Origin of the sequence: Burkholderia paludis (assembly GCF_000732615.1) — a bacterium.
GTDB classification, from domain to species: Bacteria; Pseudomonadota; Gammaproteobacteria; order Burkholderiales; family Burkholderiaceae; genus Burkholderia; species Burkholderia paludis.
The window spans coordinates 56,694-73,869 of the sequence record NZ_JPGL01000012.1 but is presented as its reverse complement, the minus strand read 5'-3'; the positions used below and the strand labels follow the sequence as shown (position 1 = coordinate 73,869).

General features: G+C 70.6%; 15 protein-coding genes and 1 pseudogene. 9 read left to right on the top strand and 7 right to left on the bottom strand.

Going from position 1 to position 17,176, the window contains the following annotated elements; translation table 11 throughout:
• Positions 1-5 precede the first annotated feature (5 nt).
• The 4 genes and pseudogenes from GQ56_RS0108650 (at position 6) to GQ56_RS0108635 (ending at position 5,619) form a co-directional block, all read left to right on the top strand.
• Positions 6-1,424 carry a maltoporin gene (locus GQ56_RS0108650; protein WP_081894874.1) on the top strand — a complete coding sequence of 473 codons (1,419 nt, stop codon included), beginning with the start codon at positions 6-8 and terminating at the stop codon, positions 1,422-1,424.
• A 4-nt stretch (positions 1,425-1,428) separates the two neighbouring features.
• A complete protein-coding gene (locus GQ56_RS0108645) occupies positions 1,429-2,352 on the top strand; it encodes an aldo/keto reductase (RefSeq protein WP_031398278.1) in 924 nt (307 codons plus the stop codon).
• 39 nt (positions 2,353-2,391) lie between these two features.
• A pseudogene (locus GQ56_RS0108640) lies at positions 2,392-3,399 on the top strand (glucokinase); the annotation flags it as partial.
• A 249-nt stretch (positions 3,400-3,648) separates the two neighbouring features.
• Entirely contained in the window at positions 3,649-5,619 is a 1,971-nt protein-coding gene (locus GQ56_RS0108635) for an APC family permease (protein WP_031398276.1), read from the top strand.
• A gap of 63 nt (positions 5,620-5,682) precedes the next feature.
• Here the strand turns inward: GQ56_RS0108635 and GQ56_RS45545 are convergent, their stop codons facing one another.
• Positions 5,683-5,841, bottom strand: coding sequence for a hypothetical protein (locus GQ56_RS45545; protein ID WP_160257500.1), 159 nt, complete (start codon positions 5,839-5,841; stop codon positions 5,683-5,685).
• A gap of 200 nt (positions 5,842-6,041) precedes the next feature.
• Here GQ56_RS45545 and GQ56_RS0108625 point away from each other — a divergent pair, with 200 nt between their 5' ends.
• Positions 6,042-7,940, top strand: coding sequence for a DUF3857 domain-containing protein (locus GQ56_RS0108625; protein WP_081894873.1), 1,899 nt, complete (start codon positions 6,042-6,044; stop codon positions 7,938-7,940).
• A 24-nt stretch (positions 7,941-7,964) separates the two neighbouring features.
• Here the strand turns inward: GQ56_RS0108625 and GQ56_RS0108620 are convergent, their stop codons facing one another.
• A complete protein-coding gene (locus tag GQ56_RS0108620; RefSeq protein WP_031398274.1) occupies positions 7,965-9,014 on the bottom strand; it encodes an AraC family transcriptional regulator in 1,050 nt (349 codons plus the stop codon).
• 70 nt (positions 9,015-9,084) lie between these two features.
• Here GQ56_RS0108620 and GQ56_RS0108615 point away from each other — a divergent pair, with 70 nt between their 5' ends.
• Positions 9,085-10,296 carry an MFS transporter gene (locus tag GQ56_RS0108615; protein WP_031398273.1) on the top strand — a complete coding sequence of 404 codons (1,212 nt, stop codon included), beginning with the start codon at positions 9,085-9,087 and terminating at the stop codon, positions 10,294-10,296.
• A gap of 113 nt (positions 10,297-10,409) precedes the next feature.
• On the opposite strand, the gene GQ56_RS0108610 is transcribed toward GQ56_RS0108615, so the two are convergent.
• Positions 10,410-10,877, bottom strand: a complete 468-nt coding sequence (locus GQ56_RS0108610; protein ID WP_031398272.1) for a MarR family winged helix-turn-helix transcriptional regulator — start codon at positions 10,875-10,877, stop codon at positions 10,410-10,412.
• An 81-nt stretch (positions 10,878-10,958) separates the two neighbouring features.
• On the opposite strand from GQ56_RS0108610, the gene GQ56_RS0108605 reads away from it, so the two are divergent.
• A complete protein-coding gene (locus tag GQ56_RS0108605) occupies positions 10,959-11,327 on the top strand; it encodes a hypothetical protein (protein ID WP_031398271.1) in 369 nt (122 codons plus the stop codon).
• An 88-nt stretch (positions 11,328-11,415) separates the two neighbouring features.
• Positions 11,416-12,033, top strand: coding sequence for a glutathione S-transferase family protein (locus GQ56_RS0108600; RefSeq protein ID WP_031398270.1), 618 nt, complete (start codon positions 11,416-11,418; stop codon positions 12,031-12,033).
• A gap of 51 nt (positions 12,034-12,084) precedes the next feature.
• Here the strand turns inward: GQ56_RS0108600 and GQ56_RS0108595 are convergent, their stop codons facing one another.
• The 4 genes from GQ56_RS0108595 to GQ56_RS0108580 form a co-directional block, all read right to left on the bottom strand.
• A complete protein-coding gene (locus GQ56_RS0108595) occupies positions 12,085-12,807 on the bottom strand; it encodes an HAD family hydrolase (protein WP_031398269.1) in 723 nt (240 codons plus the stop codon).
• 21 nt (positions 12,808-12,828) lie between these two features.
• On the bottom strand, positions 12,829-13,800 hold the full coding sequence (locus GQ56_RS0108590) for an ornithine cyclodeaminase family protein (protein WP_031398268.1): 972 nt from the start codon (positions 13,798-13,800) through the stop codon (positions 12,829-12,831).
• Positions 13,801-13,907: 107 nt separating this feature from the next.
• Positions 13,908-15,038, bottom strand: a complete 1,131-nt coding sequence (locus tag GQ56_RS0108585; protein ID WP_031398267.1) for a DSD1 family PLP-dependent enzyme — start codon at positions 15,036-15,038, stop codon at positions 13,908-13,910.
• 132 nt (positions 15,039-15,170) lie between these two features.
• Positions 15,171-16,130, bottom strand: coding sequence for a LysR substrate-binding domain-containing protein (locus tag GQ56_RS0108580; protein WP_031398390.1), 960 nt, complete (start codon positions 16,128-16,130; stop codon positions 15,171-15,173).
• Here GQ56_RS0108580 and GQ56_RS0108575 point away from each other — a divergent pair.
• Positions 16,117-17,163, top strand: a complete 1,047-nt coding sequence (locus GQ56_RS0108575) for an MFS transporter (protein ID WP_235212666.1) — start codon at positions 16,117-16,119, stop codon at positions 17,161-17,163. The two genes, GQ56_RS0108580 and GQ56_RS0108575, sit on opposite strands and share 14 nt — an antisense overlap.
• Positions 17,164-17,176: the final 13 nt, after the last annotated feature.

Genomic DNA, 17,176 nt, shown 5'->3' with positions numbered 1-17,176 from the left:
CGTTCATGATCGACGAAGCAGGCTGCGCCGTGCGCGGCCCCGCACGCATGCCGTTCAGGCTCACGCGGCTCGGCGCCGCGCTCTCGCTGGCCGTCGCGTCGGCCGCGCTGCATGCGGCGCCCGACCCGGCCACGACCGTCGCCGCGGACAGCGCGCCGGGCGGCCTCGCGCAGGCCACCGGCGTGGTGCCGGCGGACACGAGCCCCGCCAACGTGGTGACGCCGACGCCGTCGTCGGCGTGGAACCAGCTGACGCCGTGGACGCAGTTCCATGGCTATCTGCGGGCCGGCGTGGGCACGAGCGACGGCCATTCGCAGGCCTGCTTCCAGTTGCCGGGCGCGCCGAGCAAATACCGGCTCGGCAACGAGTGCCAGGTCTACAGCGAGCTGGAGATCGACCAGACGCTGTACCGCTTCTCGAACGGCATGCAACTGTCGGCGGTGGGCATGGCGAGCCTCGTCAACGATCTCGACCGCACGCCGACCTTCGACGGCGATCACGGCAAGATCCGCCTGCCGCAGTCGTACGTGCAGCTCACGAATTTCCCGGGGCTCGACGACATGCGGATCTGGTTCGGGCGCATCTACTACCGGCGCAACGACGTTCACATGAACGACTTCTACTACTGGAACCCGAGCGGCCTCGGCGCGGGGATCGAGAACGTGCCGATCGGCGGCGGCCTGAAACTCAGCTATGCGCTGTTCCGCGAGGATTACATCGACCAGCCGAACTACGCGACGCGCCACGACCTGCAACTGTCCGGCGTGCATCCGAACCCCGGCGGCGAACTGCAGTTCGGGCTGTCGTACATTCCGGCGCGCGCGCCGGTGCTGAATTCGAGCGGCGTGCTGCAGGACGCGCACGGCGGCTGGTCGTTCACGGTCCAGCACGTACAGACCAACCTGCTCGGCGGCAAGAACAAGCTCGCGCTCCAGTACGGCGTCGGCCCGGGCACCGGCCTCAGCTATACGGGGACGCTGACGAACGACAACCGCTACAAGAGCCTGCGCGTGCTCGACGCATTCGACTGGCAGGCGACGCGGGATTTCAGCGGCCAGGTGGTCGGCATCTACGAGCGCGACATCGCGCCGTCGGGCGGCTCGCAGACGTGGGTGTCGATGGGCGTGCGGCCGGTGTATGCGTTCACGCAGCACATCAAGCTGCAGGGCGATCTCGGGCACGACCGCGTGACGCCGTCCGGCGGCCCGACCCGCACGCTGCTGAAGGCGAGCGTCGCGCTGACGCTGGCGATGGACCGCTCGTTCTGGTCGCGGCCCGAATTCCGCGTGTTCTATACGTATGCGCACTGGAACCAGGCGGCGCAGGATGCGGCGACGCCCGGCGATCCGTTGTCGACGACGGGCATTTTCGGCACCTCGCGCTCGGGCTCGACGGTCGGCGCGCAAGTCGAATGGTGGTGGTGACGCGATGACGGAACGCTGTACGACGATATCGCTGGGGGCCGAAGGCGCGCCGTTCTCGCGCATCGTGTTCGGGATGTGGCGGATCGCGGACTGGGCGCTGTCGGTTCGCGAACGCCGGGCGCTGATCGAAGCGGCGCTGGAACTCGGCGTGACGAGTTTCGACCATGCCGACATCTACGGCGACTACGCGGCCGAGGGCCTGTTCGGCGACGTGCTGGCCGAGGCGCGCCATCTCCGCGAACGGATGCAGATCGTCACGAAGTGCGGGATCCGGCTCGTGTCCGCGCGCCGGCCCGCGCACGGCATCAAGCACTACGACACGCGGGCCGCGCACGTCGTCGCGTCGGTCGACGCGTCGCTGCGCGCGTTGCACACCGACCGGATCGACCTGCTGCTGCTGCATCGCCCGGATCCATTGATGGATGCCGACGAAGTCGCCGCGACCCTGGCGTCGCTGCACCGCGACGGAAAGGTGCGGGCGTTCGGCGTGTCGAACTTCACGCCGGCGCAGGCCGCGTTGCTGCAGGACCGCATGGCGGCGCGGGGGATGTCGCTCGCGACGAACCAGGTCGAATGCTCGCTGCTGCACCTCGCGCCGCTCGACGACGGCACGTTCGACCAGGCGCAGCAGTGGCGCTGCCCGCCGATGCTGTGGTCGCCGCTCGCGGGCGGCCGGCTGCTGACGGAGGCGGCGCCCGCCGCGACGCGCGTCCGCACGACGGCGGCGCGGATCGGCGACGCGCTCGGCGTGTCCGCGACGACGGTGCTGTTCGCGTGGCTGCTCGCGCTGCCGTGCCGGCCGCTGCCGATCGTCGGCTCGGGCCGGATCGCTGCGCTGCGCGAAGCGGTCGCGGCCACGCGCGTCACGCTCGAGCGGGAGCACTGGTTCGCGCTGCTGGATGCGGCGCGTGGCGTGGAGGTGCCATGACGCGCGCGATCGACACACGAGGACGGATCGGGAGACACGATGAGTGAAGCGACCCTGAACGCGCCGCCGGCCGCGCGTGGCGACATGCGCGACGGCGAGCCGCGCCTCCTGGCGGACATCGGCGGCACGCATGCGCGCTTCGCGCTGGAGACCGCGTCCGGCGGGATCGGCGACGTGCGCGTCTATCGATGCCGCGACCATGCCGGCGTGGACGACGCGGTGCGCGCCTTCCTGCGCGACATGGGCGGCGCGCGGGTGCGGCACGCGGCGATCGCGATCGCCAATCCCGTGGACGGCGACAGCGTCGCGATGACGAATCATGACTGGCGCTTCTCGATCGACGCGACGCGCCGCGCGCTCGGCCTCGACACGCTGCAGGTCTGCAACGACTTCACGGCGCTGGCGATGGCCGTGCCGCACCTGTCCGCCGGACAACGGCGGCAGGTCGGCGGCGGGCGTGCGACGCCCACCGGGACGATCGGCGTGCTGGGCGCCGGCACGGGGCTGGGCGTCTCGGCGCTGGTGCGCGCGGGCGACGCGTGGGTGCCGGTGTCCGGCGAGGGCGGACACGTGTCGTTCGCGCCCGCCGACGCACGCGAGGCCGACGTGCTGCGCCATGCGCGAATGCGCTGGCCGCACGTGTCGTTCGAGCGGCTGGTGTCGGGGCCCGGCATTGCGGTGATTCACGCGGCGCTCGCCGCGCGCGACGGCCGCGACGCACCGGAGGCCGAGGCGCCGGATACGGCCGCCATCGTCGCCCGGGCGCTCGCGGGCGATGCACGCTGCGCGGCGACGCTGGAATGCTTCTGCGGCATGCTCGGCACGTTCGCGGGCAATCTGGCGCTGACCCTCGGCGCGACCGGCGGCATCCATATCGGCGGAGGTGTCGTGCCGCGCCTTGGCGCATGGTTCGATACGTCGCCGTTTCGCGCCTGCTTCGAGGCAAAGGGCCGCTTTGCCGAATACGTCGCGAGGATTCCGACCTTCGTGATCACCGCTCCGCATCCGGCTTTCGTCGGCGTGTCCCGCGTGCTCGCCCGCGCGTTGGGCGAGGCGGGTTAGGGCGCGAACCTGCGCCATTGCGCGCAACGCATGCGTGACGCGGCAGCGTCGCGGGCATCCGTCTTGCACGTTTGTAGCCCGATCGTCTGCAGCGTGTCGGCAAGCTGTCGGCAGGTTGAAAGCGGACGGGCCGCGTGCGATGCACTCCTATGGAATACGCCGACTGGAAGTCGTCCCGGAACTCATTTATTTTTAGAGCAGTGTCGCCGATGCGTCGTGCGTTCCGGAGGAATCGTGGCTGCATTCCAGAAAGTGTGGCAGTTGCTGGTCGGCAAACCGCTGGACCCGCTCGATCCGCGCACGCGGCATGCGATCGCCGTGACGCCGCTGCTGGCCTGGGTCGGGCTGGGCGCCGACGGGCTGTCGTCGTCGTGCTACGGCCCGGAGGAGGCGTTCCTCGCGCTCGGCCAGCACCACGCGCTCGCGCTGTTTCTCGCGCTGGCGACGGCGGCGACCGTGTTCATCATCGCGCTCGGCTACAACCAGGTGATCGAGCTGTTCCCGACGGGCGGCGGCGGCTACCGCGTCGCGACGTCGCTGCTCGGGTCGAAGCCCGGGCTCGTGTCGGGCGCGGCGCTGCTGGTCGACTACGTGCTGACCGTCGCGACGTCGCTCGCGAGCGGCGTCGACGCGTTCTTCAGCCTGCTGCCGGTCAGCGCGCAAGCCTTCAAGCTCACCACCGAGATCGTGCTGATCCTGATGATGACGGGGCTCAACTTCCGCGGGATGCGCGAATCGATCATGGTGCTGCTGCCGATCTTCATCGGCTTCGTGATCCTGCACTTCGGGCTGATCGTGTACGGCGTCGCCGTGCACGGCAGCAACCTCGCGATGGTCGTGCCCGACGCCGTGCACGAGGCGCACGGGATGTCGCAGTCGCTCGGCCTGTTCGTGCTGCTCGCGCTGCTGATGCGTGCGTTCTCGCTTGGCGGCGGTACCTACACGGGCCTCGAGGCCGTGTCGAACAACGTGAACATGCTCGCCGATCCGCGCGTGCCGAACGGCAAGGTGACGATGTGGTACATGTCGACGTCGCTCGCGTTCACGGCCGGCGGCATCATCCTGCTGTACATGCTGTGGCATGCGAAGCCCGTCGACGGCGAGACGCTCAACGCGGTCGTGTTCGGCAGCGTGATCGACCATCTCGGGCTCGGCTCGGCCTTCGCGCGCCATGCGTTGCTCGCGGCCGTGCTCGCGTTCGAGGCCGGACTGCTGCTGGTCGGCGCGCAGACGGGCTTCCTCGACGGCCCGGCCGTGCTGTCGAACATGGCGTCGGATTCATGGGTGCCGCGCCATTTCCGCGACCTGTCGGGGCGCCTCGTGCGGCAGAACGGCATCATCGTCGTCGGCCTGTCGAGCCTGCTGATCCTCTTGTGGACGCACGGCAACGTCGACGTGCTCGTCGTGCTGTACAGCATCAACGTGTTCCTCACGTTCAGCATGTCGCTGCTCGGGCTGTGCACGTACTGGTGGCACCATCGCAGCGAGCAGGGCTGGTTCAAGCACTTCTTCCTGTCGGCGCTCGGGCTGAGCGTGACGTCGACCGTGCTGGTCATCACGCTGATCGAGAAGTTCACCGCGGGCGGCTGGCTCACGGTGCTCGTGACGAGCGCGGTGATCGCGCTGTGCTTCATGATCAACCGCCACTACGCGTACACGCGCGCGCAGCTCGCGAAGGAAGACGCGCTGTTCTCGGGGAAGGCGCCGGTCGTCGACGAAGCGACCGCGCCGGGCAAGCCGGACCCGTCGCAACCCACCGCCGTGCTGCTGGTCGGCAAGCATCGCGGCGCGAGCATGCATGCGCTGCTGTGGGTCAACCGGCTGTTTCCCGGGCACTTCCGCAACGTGATCTTCCTCGCGGTCGGCGAAGTCGATGCGAAGGCGTACGACGGGCACGAGCATCTCGAACGGCTGCGGCGCGCGATCACCGAATCGCTCGACTACTATGTCGCGCACTGCCGCCGCAACGGCATCGCGGCCGACTACCGGATCGCGTTCGGCACGAATCCCGTCGTCGAATTCATGAACCTCGCGTCGACGACGCTCGATGCGTATCCGAACGCCGTGTGCTTCGCGAGCAAGCTGATCTTCCGGCGCGTGAACTTCCTCACGGCGTGGCTGCACAACCAGACCCCGGTCGAGCTGCAGGCGCGCCTGCATGTCGAGGGCAAGCAGATGGTGCTGCTGCCGATGAACGTCGGTTGAACGTCGCCCGGCGCGTGCGAACCGCGGCGCTGCCGGCGTGGCGACTGCCGGCCGGCGCCGCCGTCAGGTCCGGTCGCGCCGATGCGGGCGGTTCGGCCGCCGCAGCGGCGAGTGGTGGAATCTGGCCCTTGCGCGGTCGCGCCCCGGACGCTTGAGGATGAACAGCACGGCGAGCGCGACGAATGCCAGCAGCACGACGGCTTCCACGATCGCGTTTTGCATGGTGCCTCCCGGTCGCGCGCGACGCCGCGCCGACGATTCATTGTAGGCCGGCGCGCGCCGGCTTGACGCGTGCGGATGCGTCGCCGACACTGGCCGGCACGAGGGCCGCGCGCATGACCTTGCCCGCCGCGCGGCCGCGACTTCCGTGAACCGCGACGAGGTGCGATTTGGTGCGCTTTTCTGCCGGCCTGGCCGGCTGGATGCTGACATGCGCCGCCGCGCTCGGCGCGCCGCCGGCCGCCGATGCGGGCCCGGACACCCGCCCGAATACGAGCCAGCCGGCGGGCGACGTGCACGACGCGGCCGACACGGCGCCCGTCACGATCGTCAGCGACGTCCACGAATTCGTGCTCCAGCGCGACGGATCGCTCGACGAACACGACGATTCGATACTGCGCGCGAACAATGCGAACGGCATCGACGCGGTCGCGCAGCGCTACGTGTGGTACGACAAGAATCTCGAACGGGTCGACCTGCTCGCGGCCGAGGCGATCGACCGCGACGGCGTCGCGCATCCGGTCGGCGCGGACGGCATCCGCGACGTGCAGGAGCCGCGCTCGGCCGGCGCGCCGACGTTCCAGGACGGGCTGCTGCGCACCGTCGTGTTTCCCGGCGTCGAGGCCGGATGGAGCACGCGCGTGGCGGTCCGCAAGACGCGCACGAAGCCGGTCAACCCCGGCTATTTCGGCTATACCGTGGAGCCGTCGCGCGGGCCGGTCGACAGCCAGCGGCTGATCTTCGACCTGCCGGCCGACCTGCCGCTGTACGCGGATGCGCGCGGCTACGTCGCCGTGCCGCCGGTGACCGCGAACGGCCGCACGCGCTACGAATTCGACTACCGGCACGGCCCGTACGACCGCATCGAGAGCGGCGCGGTCGGCTACCCGACCTACGGCGACCGGCTCGTCGTGTCGACGCTGCCCGACTATGCGGCGTTCGCCGCGCGCTACCGCAACGCGGCCGTCGATCCGTCGGCGGGCGATCCGGCCGTCGTGCGGCTGGCGCGTTCGCTCACCGCGCAGGCTGCCGATCCGCGCGACCGGGCGCGCATCCTGTACGACTGGGTGCAGGCGAACGTGCGCTACGTCGGGCTGTTTCTCGGCGAGACGGCCGCCGCGCCGCATCGCGTGACCGACATCCTGCGCAACCGCTACGGCGACTGCAAGGATCACGTCGCGTTGTTCGGCGCGCTGCTCGCGGCGGTCGGCATCCGCAGCGAGCCGGTGCTGATCGGCCTCGGCGCCGTCTACACGCTGCCGGCGGTGCCCGGCTACGGCGGCGGCGCGATCAATCACGCGATCACGTGGCTGCCCGATCTCGGGCTCTACGCGGATACGACGACGGCCGGCATCGCGTTCGGCTATCTGCCGCCGATCGTGATGGATCGCCCCGCGCTGCTCGTCGATACGGGCGTGCTGTCGCGCACGCCGGCCACGCAGCCGCGCGGCCGCGTCGCGCGGGTCGAGATCGACGCCGCCGGGCCGGGCGCCACGCGCTTTCATGCGTACGTCGAGGACGACGGCTGGACGGCCGAACTCGAACGCAACCTGTTTCGCCGTGCGACGCCCGACGTCATCGGGCAGCTCGCGACCGACCGCCTGCGACAAAGCGGCCTGCGCGGCCGGGCGCAGCTGTCGACCGGCGACCGGCGCGCGACCGGCGGGCCGTTCGACGTGACGCTCGCGGGCACGCTCGATCATTTCGTGTGGCCCGACGGCACGACCGCGTTGCCCGCGCTGTCGAGCGTGCCGGGCGGCATCGCGGCGCAGGTCGAAAGCTGGCTCGCCGAACCCGTGCGCACGCAGCCGTGGGGCTGCATCGGCGGCACGTTCGACGAGACCGGCCAGATCGCGCTGCCGGCCGACGTGGTCGTGACCGACCTGCCGGCCGATGCGGCCGTGCACGACCGCTTCGTCGATTTCACATCGCATTACGTGTTCGACGCGGCCGCGCGCGTCGTGCAGGTCACGCGTCGGATGACGGCGGATTTCGGCCGGCAGGTGTGCACGCCGGACGAGTTCGCGGCGCTGCGCGCGTCGCTCGAACGGATCGAGCGCGACACGCAGGCGCAGATCGTCGTGCGGGCGACCGCGCGTTGAGCGGGGTGGGCGCCGGGCGCCGGCTCACGCCTCGACGGCGGCTTCCCCCTCGGCCCGCACCGCTCCCGGCGGCTTGCCGACCACGCGCTTGAACGCGCGGCTGAACGCGGCCAGCGACCCGTAGCCGAGCCGGTAGGCGACGGCCTCGATCGCTTCGCGGTCGCGCGCGATCCACTGCGCGGCGAGCCGCATCCGCAGTTCGGTCAGGTAGCGCACCGGCGTCATCCCGGTTGCGGCGAGAAAGCGCTCGGCGAACACCGAGCGCGACACACCGGCTTCGGCGGCCAGCTCCGCGACGCTCCAGTTGCGGCCGGGGTCGCGATGCAGCGCGACGATCGCGCGGCCGAGCTTCGGCTCGCGCAGCGCCTGCACCCAGCCGCTCGCGTCGCCGCATCCGCATTCGACCCAGCCGCGCACGATGAACGCCGCGACCACGTCCGCGAGCCGCGCGAGGATGCCCGCGAAGCCCGCGCGCGCCGAGCAGGATTCGCGCTCCATCGCGTCGAGCATCGGGCGGATTTCCGGGTAGCGCGCGAGCAGCGTGCCGACGTGCATGAACTCGGGCATCGTGCCGACGAGCGGCTGCATGCCGCCGAGATCGAGTTCCATGCACGCGCTGAAGATCAGCGCATCGCCGGCGCCCGGCTCGGCCGTCGCGCAGGCGCCCGGCGACGCGCCGGCCGACGCCACCGACGCCACCGACTCGCAGAGCTTCGCCGCCTCGAAGCCGTTGATCTCGCGGCACGGCGCATCCGGATCGGACACCAGCGCGTGCATGCGGCCGTGCGGCAGCAGAACCGCGTCGCCGGCCTCGAGCCGCATCGTTTCGCCGGCCGCGTCGCGCAGCAGCACGGGCCCGCGCCCGACGAAATGGAACTGCGCGCGGCCCGGCGCGTGGCCGAAACTCAGCCCGAACGGCCGCGCGACCTGGATGCGGCGGTACTGGACGCCGCTCAGGCGCATCCCCAGCAGCAGCTCGCTGACGAGGTCGTGCGCGTCGGGTACGGGAGGGGACAGGGGTTCGGACATCGTGAGATTCGGACGATCGATCAACAAGAGCGGATTGTATGTCATAGACCGTCCTGCTGCCGATCCTTACGATAGGCCGTCATCAGTATTTCCCCTTATCGATACGGAACGACGCATGAATCCCGGAATCTCTTCGGCCGCCCCGCTGGCGGCCCCCCGCGAACCGGCCTGGGGCGCGGTCTTTGCAATGACGCTAGGCGTATTCGGGCTCGTCACGGCCGAATTCCTGCCCGCGAGCCTGCTGACGCCGATGGCCGACAGCCTCGGCGTGACCGAGGGCGTGGCCGGGCAGGCCGTCACGGCCACCGCGACGGTCGCGCTGGTCACGAGCCTGCTGATCTCGGCGCTGACCCGCACGATCGACCGGCGGCGCGTGCTGCTCGCGTTCTCGGTGCTGCTGGTCGCGTCGAATCTCGCGGTCGCGTTCGCGCCGAACCTGACGCTGCTGCTGGTCGGCCGCGTCGTGCTCGGCATCGCGCTCGGCGGCTTCTGGACGATGGCGACGGCGACCGCGATGCGGCTCGTGCCGACGGCGATGGTGCCGCGCGCGCTGTCGATCATCTTCAGCGGCGTGGCGGTCGCGACGATCGCGTCCGCGCCGATGGGCAGCTACTTCGGCCACCTGATCGGCTGGCGCAACGTGTTCCTGATCGCGGCCGTGCTCGGCGGCGTCGCGTTCGTCTCGCAGGTCGTCACGCTGCCGTCGATGCCGCCGAGCGGCACGACGCGCCTGCGCACGCTGCTCGACGTGCTGCGCCGCCCGACCGTCGGCCTCGGGATGTTCGCGACGATCCTCGTGTTCACCGGGCATTTCGCGTTCTTCACGTACCTTCGGCCGTTTCTCGAACAGGTCGCGGGCGTGGGCGTGAACGGGCTGTCGGCGATCCTGCTCGGCTACGGCGTCGCGAACTTCGTCGGCACGTCGCTCGCGGGGCGCGTCCTCGAACACCGGTTGCGGCCGATGCTGATCGGCATGCCGGCGCTGATGGTCGTGCTCGGCGTCGCGCTCGTGGCGCTCGGCCGCGCGCCGGTGCTCGACGCGGTGCTCGTTGCGTTGTGGGGAATGGCGTTCGGCGGCGTGCCGGTTGCCTGGTCGACGTGGGTCACGCGCACCGTGCCCGACGAGGCCGAGAGCGCGGGCGGGCTGATCGTCGCGGCGATCCAGCTTGCGATCGCGACCGGGGCGGCGGCCGGCGGCGTGGTGTTCGATGCGAACGGCGCGGCCGGGGTGTTCGTCGCCGCGGCCGTCGTGCTGGCCGTCGCGGTTGCGACGATCGCGACCGGCGTGCCGAAGCGGGTCGGCGTGGTGCCCGCGCTCGCGGAATGAACGCGCCCGGCGGGCCGCACGGTCCGCCGGGTGCAGCGGCCCGAGACCCTTCGTCATTCGCGCCGCTGCCGCAGCAGGGAAAAAGCGGAAAGCCAGCCCGGGCGCGCCCGGGTTCAACCGCGCTCGGCCGGATCGGTCGACAGCGCGCGCAACTGGCCGCGCAACCGGTCGACTTCGCCCGGCGCGAACGGCCGTTCGACCTCCGCATGCGTCTGCTGCCACAGCGGAAACGCGTCGGCGAGCAGGTCGCGGCCGGCCGGCGTCAGTTCGAGCAGGCGGCTGCGCCGGTCGTCCGGATCGTGCGCGATCGTGACCAGGCCGCGCCGCTCGAGCGGCTTGAGCGCCGCGGTGAGCGTGGTGCGATCCATCGCGAGCAGCGACGCGACCGATTTCATCGGCGCCGGTTGCGGCCGGTTCAGCGACATCAGCAGCGAGAACTGGCCGTTGGTGAGATCCAGCGGACGCAGCGCATCGTCGAAGATGCGCGCCAGATTGCGCGCCGCGCGCTGCATGTGCAGACACAGGCAGCAATCGCGCACCATCAGCGTCGCTTCGAAGGGGAGCCTTTCTTTTCGTGCCATGTTGAAATTGTGTTGATATCAACCTATTGTGTCAAGGGCGAGGCGCGGCAGCCCGTCGCGTCCGACATCGGAGGAGGCAGCATGAGCGCTCAACAGCAGTTGTATCTTGCCGTGTTTCTCGGGGCCAAGGACAGCCCGGCGATGCAGGCCTGGCTGGCGCTGCCGGACGAGGCGCGGCGTGCGCGCGAGCGGGACGGCATCGCGGCATGGCATGCGTGGGTCGACCGGCACCGCGACGCGATCGTCGAGATGGGCGGCCCGCTCGGCAAGACCAGGACCATCGATGCGGGTGGCATCCGGGACACGGTCAACGCGATGAGCGGCTTCACCGTCGTGCGCGCGGCCTCGCACGAGGCGGCCGCCGCGCTGTTCGAAGGCCATCCGCATTTCACGCTGTTTCCGGGCGTGGCGGTCGACGTGATGCCGGTGCTGGCGATCCCCGCTGCATGAGCGACGCGCAAGGCCGCGTGCCGCGCACGGGCGAGGCGCGGTGGCGGGCAGGCGCGGAGTCTTCCCGCCCTTCGGATGGAGACTGGCGATGAAGCTATATGGATGGGCCGGCACCCGCACGCAGCGCGCGCTGTGGGGGCTGAAGGAACTGGATGCCGAGTTCGAGTTCGTCCCGGTGAACCTGCTGCGGGGCGAGCACCGGCGGCCCGAATTCCTGCGCCTCAACCCGGCCGGCAAGGTGCCCGTGCTGGTCGACGGCGATCTCGTGATTCCTGAATCGGCCGCGATCGTGCTGTATCTCGCGGACAAGTACCCGGAGCGGGCGCTGCTGCCGGCCGATCCGGCGCTGCGCGCGCAGGCCTACCGGTGGGTCATGTTCGCGGTGACGGAACTCGAGCAGCCGCTGTGGCGCATCACGCGGCATGCGTTCATCTATCCGCCGGAGAAGCGCTTGCCGGCCGACATCGACCTGGCGCGCGAGGATTTCGCGACGATGGCCGCGATCCTCGACACGCATCTCGAAGGGCGTGAATTCATCGTCGGCGATGCGCTGACGGTGGCCGATTGCGTGACGGCCTACCTGATCGACTGGGCCGGCGAATGCGACCTGATCGAACCGTTCCCGCAATTGCGCGCGTATCTCGAACGGCTTTACGCGCGGCCGAAGGCGCCGCAGCGGATCGCGGACGCGCGCAAGGCGGCGTGAGCGCGCGGCCGGCCGCGCGCCGTATCGGCGCGATCGGCCGCGCGCGTGCGGTCACGACACGTCGGCGGGCCCGCCGAGCGCGCGGCACAGCATCGACAGATCGCGCAACGTGAGGTGCGGCGTCGCGTCGGGCCGCGGGGCGTGTTCGTCCTCGGTGCGCGGATCGCGAACGACCCATGCCGCCTGAAGCCCCGCGTTCAGCGCGCCGACGATATCGAGGTGGAAATCGTCGCCGACGTGCAGCAGCTCGGCCGGGCGCACGCCGAGTGTGTCCGCCGCCGCATGGAAGATTTCGGGCTCCGGCTTCGCGAAGCCGAACGCTTGCGCGCTGAGCGTCGCGCGGAAGAATTCGCCGCCGCCGGTCAGCCGCAGATTCGCGTTGCCGTTGGTGACCGCGACCAGCGGAAAGCGCTCGCTCAGCCACGCGAGCGCGGGCAACGCATCCTCGTAGAACTCGACGCGGTTCCGCGCCGCATAGAAGACCTCGTACGCGCGGTCGGTCAGCGACACATCTTCGTTTGCGCGCGTCAGCGCCAGCCGGATCGACCCGATCCGCATCGCGCGGAAGTCGTTCGCGAGATCCGGGTGCAAACGTTCGTATTCCTCACGCAATGCGCTCAGCGCCTGTTGCGTGGGCAGCACGCTCGCGGTATTGGGCGCGTGCTCGACCAGCCATGCGCGAAGCGCCGCTTCGGCCCGCGCGACGGACGGTCCGAACGGCCACAGGGTGTCGTCCAGGTCGAACGAGACGGCGGATACTTTGGCGAGACGCATGGCGGGTGGCGGAGAGTCGTTTTACCAGGGCCACGGAATGGCGATTCCGGTGCCGTTTTCGAGGGCCTGTCGATACAGGAGGCGCGCGACGGTCAGGTCCTGAAGCGCGAGCCCCGTCATGTCGAAGACGGTGATGTCGTGCGGCGCGCGGTCGAACGCGGCCGCCCCGGAGAGGATGTCACCGATTTCGGTGCATGGCAAATCCGGCGACCACTGGCATTCGCCGATGCTGCGCGCCTGGTCGCGATCGTCCACGACAACCCGCGCACGTTCCAGCACGCCGGCCGGCAGCTCGCGCTTGCCCGCCGTGTCGGCGCCCACGCAGGTCAGGTGCGTGCCCGGCCGGACGGCCTCGGCATCGAACAACGGGCCGCCGCCGGGCGTTGCCGTGATCACCACGTCGCTGGCGGCCACCGCGTCGTTCCGGTCGCGCGCCACGCCGATCGCGCATCGGTCGAGGAACGCCGCCTCGAACGCCGGGTCCGGCTGGCCGCCGACGTTCACGTACTGCACCGTGCACCGCTGCGGCAGCAGCCCGAGCGCGTAGTCGAGCTGGACGCGCGCCTGCACGCCCGTGCCGAACACGCAGATCCGCGTGCTGTCGCGGCGCGCCAGATGCTGCAGCCCGAGGCCGCCTGCCGCGCCGGTTCGCGCGGTGGTGATCGCATTGCCGTCCATGATGCACAGCGGGCGGCCCGTGTCCGGATCGAACAGCGCGACGGTGGCCTGATGCGGCTCGCCGCCGACGCGCCGGTTGCCGGGCCAGAACCCGGCCGCCTTGAAGCCGAGCACGCCCTGGCTCGCGATATCGCCCGACTTGATGCCGAACACGCCGCCGGTGTGCAGCTTCTCGCGCACCACGGGGAACACGCGCCCGGCCCGCTGGCTGTGCAGCACGAAGGCCTCGCGGACCGCGGCCATCACCTGCGGGGCCTGAAGGGCGGGCTCGACGGCGTCGCGGTCGAGGAGCAGGAGTCGGGCGTCTGTCGGCATGTCGGGGCGGCCTTGGCGGCGCGGGGCGGATCGAGGTAATTTAAAGTTTGTCCAAATCTGGATTAATAGTCAAGTCACGCGCAGGACGGCGCGGCGGCGGGCGTCGTTCACCATCCATGAAAGCGCGGCCACGTCTGCACGACGCCGTCTTCCCCGACGGCCTGATAGTCGGGGTGCTGCGCGCCGGTGGCGCATGCGTGATTCGGCAGGATGCGCAGGCGCGTTCCGATCGGAAACCGCTGCGCGATGCCCGTGTCGGGCGAGCCCGCGCGCGACACGATCCCGTGCTCCTGGTTGGCGGCGCTCATCACGTAGTCGCCGAGCACGGCGCCGTCTTCGGTGCAGACTTGCCCGTAGCCGAAATCGTGCGCCTGGCGCTGCGTGCCGCGATCGCGGCTCATCGCCATCCAGCCGGCGTCGACGATCGCCCAGCCTTTCCCTTCCTGGTGCCCGATCACGGTGGTCAGCACCGACAGCGCGATGTCGGACAGTTCGCACACGCCGATGTTGCGCATCACGAGGTCGAACATCACGTACACGCCGGCGCGCACCTCGGTCACGCCGTCGAGCCGTTGCGCCGACAGCGCGGTGGGCGTCGAGCCGATACTCACGACCGGGCAGGGCAGCCCGGCGGCCCGCAGGCGCGCCGCGGCCCGCACGGCGCCGCCGCGCTCCTGTTCGGCGACCGCCGCCAGGGCGTCCTGCGTGTCGTGGTCGTAGCTGGAGCCCGCGTGGGCGAGCACGCCGCCGAGCGCCATGCCGCCGTCAACCAGCGCGCGGCCGACGTCGATCAGCAGGCCGGCTTCGGGCGGGATGCCCGAGCGGTGGCCGTCGACGTCGACCTCGATCCAGACGTCGAAGCGCTCGCCGTGCGCGCGCCCGAAGCCGGCGATCGCGTGTGCGGCCTCCAGGCTGTCGGCGACGATCTTCAGGTCGCAGCCCTGCCGGCGCAGCGCCAGCGCCTGGCCCAGTTTCGCGGGCACCATGCCGACCGCGTAGACGATGTCGCGGATGCCGTCCGCGAAGAACCGCTCGGCCTCCTTCAGCGTCGACACCGTGATGCCCTGCGCGCCGGCCGCGATCTGCGCGTCGACGACGTGCCGGCATTTGGTGGTCTTGACGTGCGGCCGGAAGCGCACGCCGAGCGCGTCCAGATGCGTCTGCATGCGATCGATGTTGCGCTGCATGCGGCCGACGTCGATCAGTGCGGCCGGGGTGTTGAGGGTTCGAAGATCCACGATGCGTTGCCTCGGAGTGTTGCCGATGCGAGCACTGTAGGGCCGGCGATGCGCCGCGTGTTTAACGCAGCGCTAATCCGTCATTAAATATCGTTTAATGGTCGGATCTTGCGGGATGGGGCGGGGCGGCGTTCATGCGTTGCCGCGCCACGGCGGCGGATCGAGAAACCGCCGCGCGGCGTCGAGAAACACGCGCTGCCGCGCGGAATGGCCGGTGCGCGACGGCAGCAGCGCCGTGACCGGCGCGGCCGGCAGGCGCCAGTCGGGCAGCAGGCGGACGAGCTTGCCGCTCGCCAGCAACGGGGCGACGTCCCATTCCGAGCGCTCGACGATCCCGAGGCCGGCCAGCGCCCACTCGGTGATGACGGTGCCGTCGTTCGACGACAGCGCGCCGCCGACGCGGATGACGACCGACCGCCGCGACTCGCCCTTGACGTCGCGGCCCGGCGAGAAGCGCCAGCGCGGGATGTCCTCGTCGTTTTCGCGCAGGCACAGGCAGTCGTAGCGCGCGAGGTCGGACGGGTGGTTCAGTGCCTCGATGCGGCGCGCATAGGCCGGGCTCGCGCACAGGAAGCGCTCGTTGGGCGCGAGCGGATAGCCGACCCACGACGACGGCTTGAGGCTGCCGACGTGGACGACCACGTCGGCGCCCGCCGCGCCGGTCAACGGGCTCTCCGACAGGTGCAGCGCGATCTCGAGTTTCGGATGCGCCCGCTGGACGTCGCGCACGATCCGCGCGACGTACTTGCGCCCGAAGCCGAGCGGGGCGACCACCCGCAGCGTGCCCTGCACGTCGCCCCGGTCGCCCGCGAGGCTGGCCGGCAGCGCCTCCACCCGCTCGAGGATGCCGACGGCTTCCTGGTACAGCCGCTGCCCTTCGTCGGTCAGTGCGATTCCTTTCGGCTGCCGCACCGCGAGCCGCGCGTTCAGGCGCGCCTCCATCCGCTGCAGGCGAATCGTGACCGCGGGCGGCGTGAGGTCGAGCAGGCGCGCGGCCGCGGCCAGCGAGCGCGACGCGCCGATCGCGCGAACGAGCCGAAGGTCGTCGAGATCGAGCATTTCATGTTCCTTAATGCTGATGATGCAGAGCATTAAACCGCATCTCACGGACCATAGCCATCGCGGCCGCACCGATGCGCTGATCCTGTCGGGCTTCCCGGTCGGCGCACTGCTGTCGGCGGCCGTGTCGTATCTCGTGCTGAACCAGTTGCCGGCCGAGTGGGCGTGGCGCGTGGGCTTCGGCCTCGGCACGACGATGGCGCTGGTGTTCTTCTGGATCCGCCGCGTGATTCCGGAATCGCCGCGCTGGCTGATCCAGCAGGGGCGCGTGGCGGAAGCGGAGGCCATCGTCGAGCAGGTCGTCGCGAGCGCTGCGCGTGACCCGCTTGCGCCGGCCGATCGCGCGCAGTTGGCGAAACGCTATACGCCGACCCGTTTCGCACACCAGGCGCCCGCATTCTGGCGCAACGTCCGCGAACTGTTCGGCGCGTATCGCGCGCGCTGCGCGCTGGCCGGTGCGCTGAACTTCTCGCAGGCGGCCGTCGTGTACGGCGTGCTGTCGCTGATGGCGCTCGTGATCCTGCCATACCTGAAGGTCGCGTCGACGGACATGCCGATCTACTACATGATCGGCAACGCGGCGGCGCTCGCGGGCGGCATCGTCGCGGCAGTGCTCGTCGAGGCGTGGGGGCGGCGCGCGTCGCTGTTCGCGAGCTACACGTTCACGGTCGCGGCGATCGTGTTCATCTATGCGATGCACGCGCTGCCCGGCATGGTGCTCGGCTATTGCCTGATCCAGTTCGGCGTCACGTGGGCGTACATCTCGGGCTATGTCGTGTCGTCCGAGATCCTGCCGACGCGGATTCGCGCGACGGGGCTCGGCGTATCGGTCGCGATCGGCCGGCTCGGCGCGGTGGTCGCACCGCTGATGCTGACGAGCGTCCATGCGATGTCCGGCGCGCCGTCGGCCGCGCTGGTCGTGTTGCTCGTGCTCGCGTTGCCGGGGCCGCTCGCGGCCGGCCTGTGGTGGCTCAACGGGCGCGAAACGCGGCGGATCTCGCTCGAGGAGTGCTGCATGGAGGGCGGCGCGGAACCGGCGGTGGAAGCGGCGCCGCGCGCCGCGTGACGGCGCGTTGCAG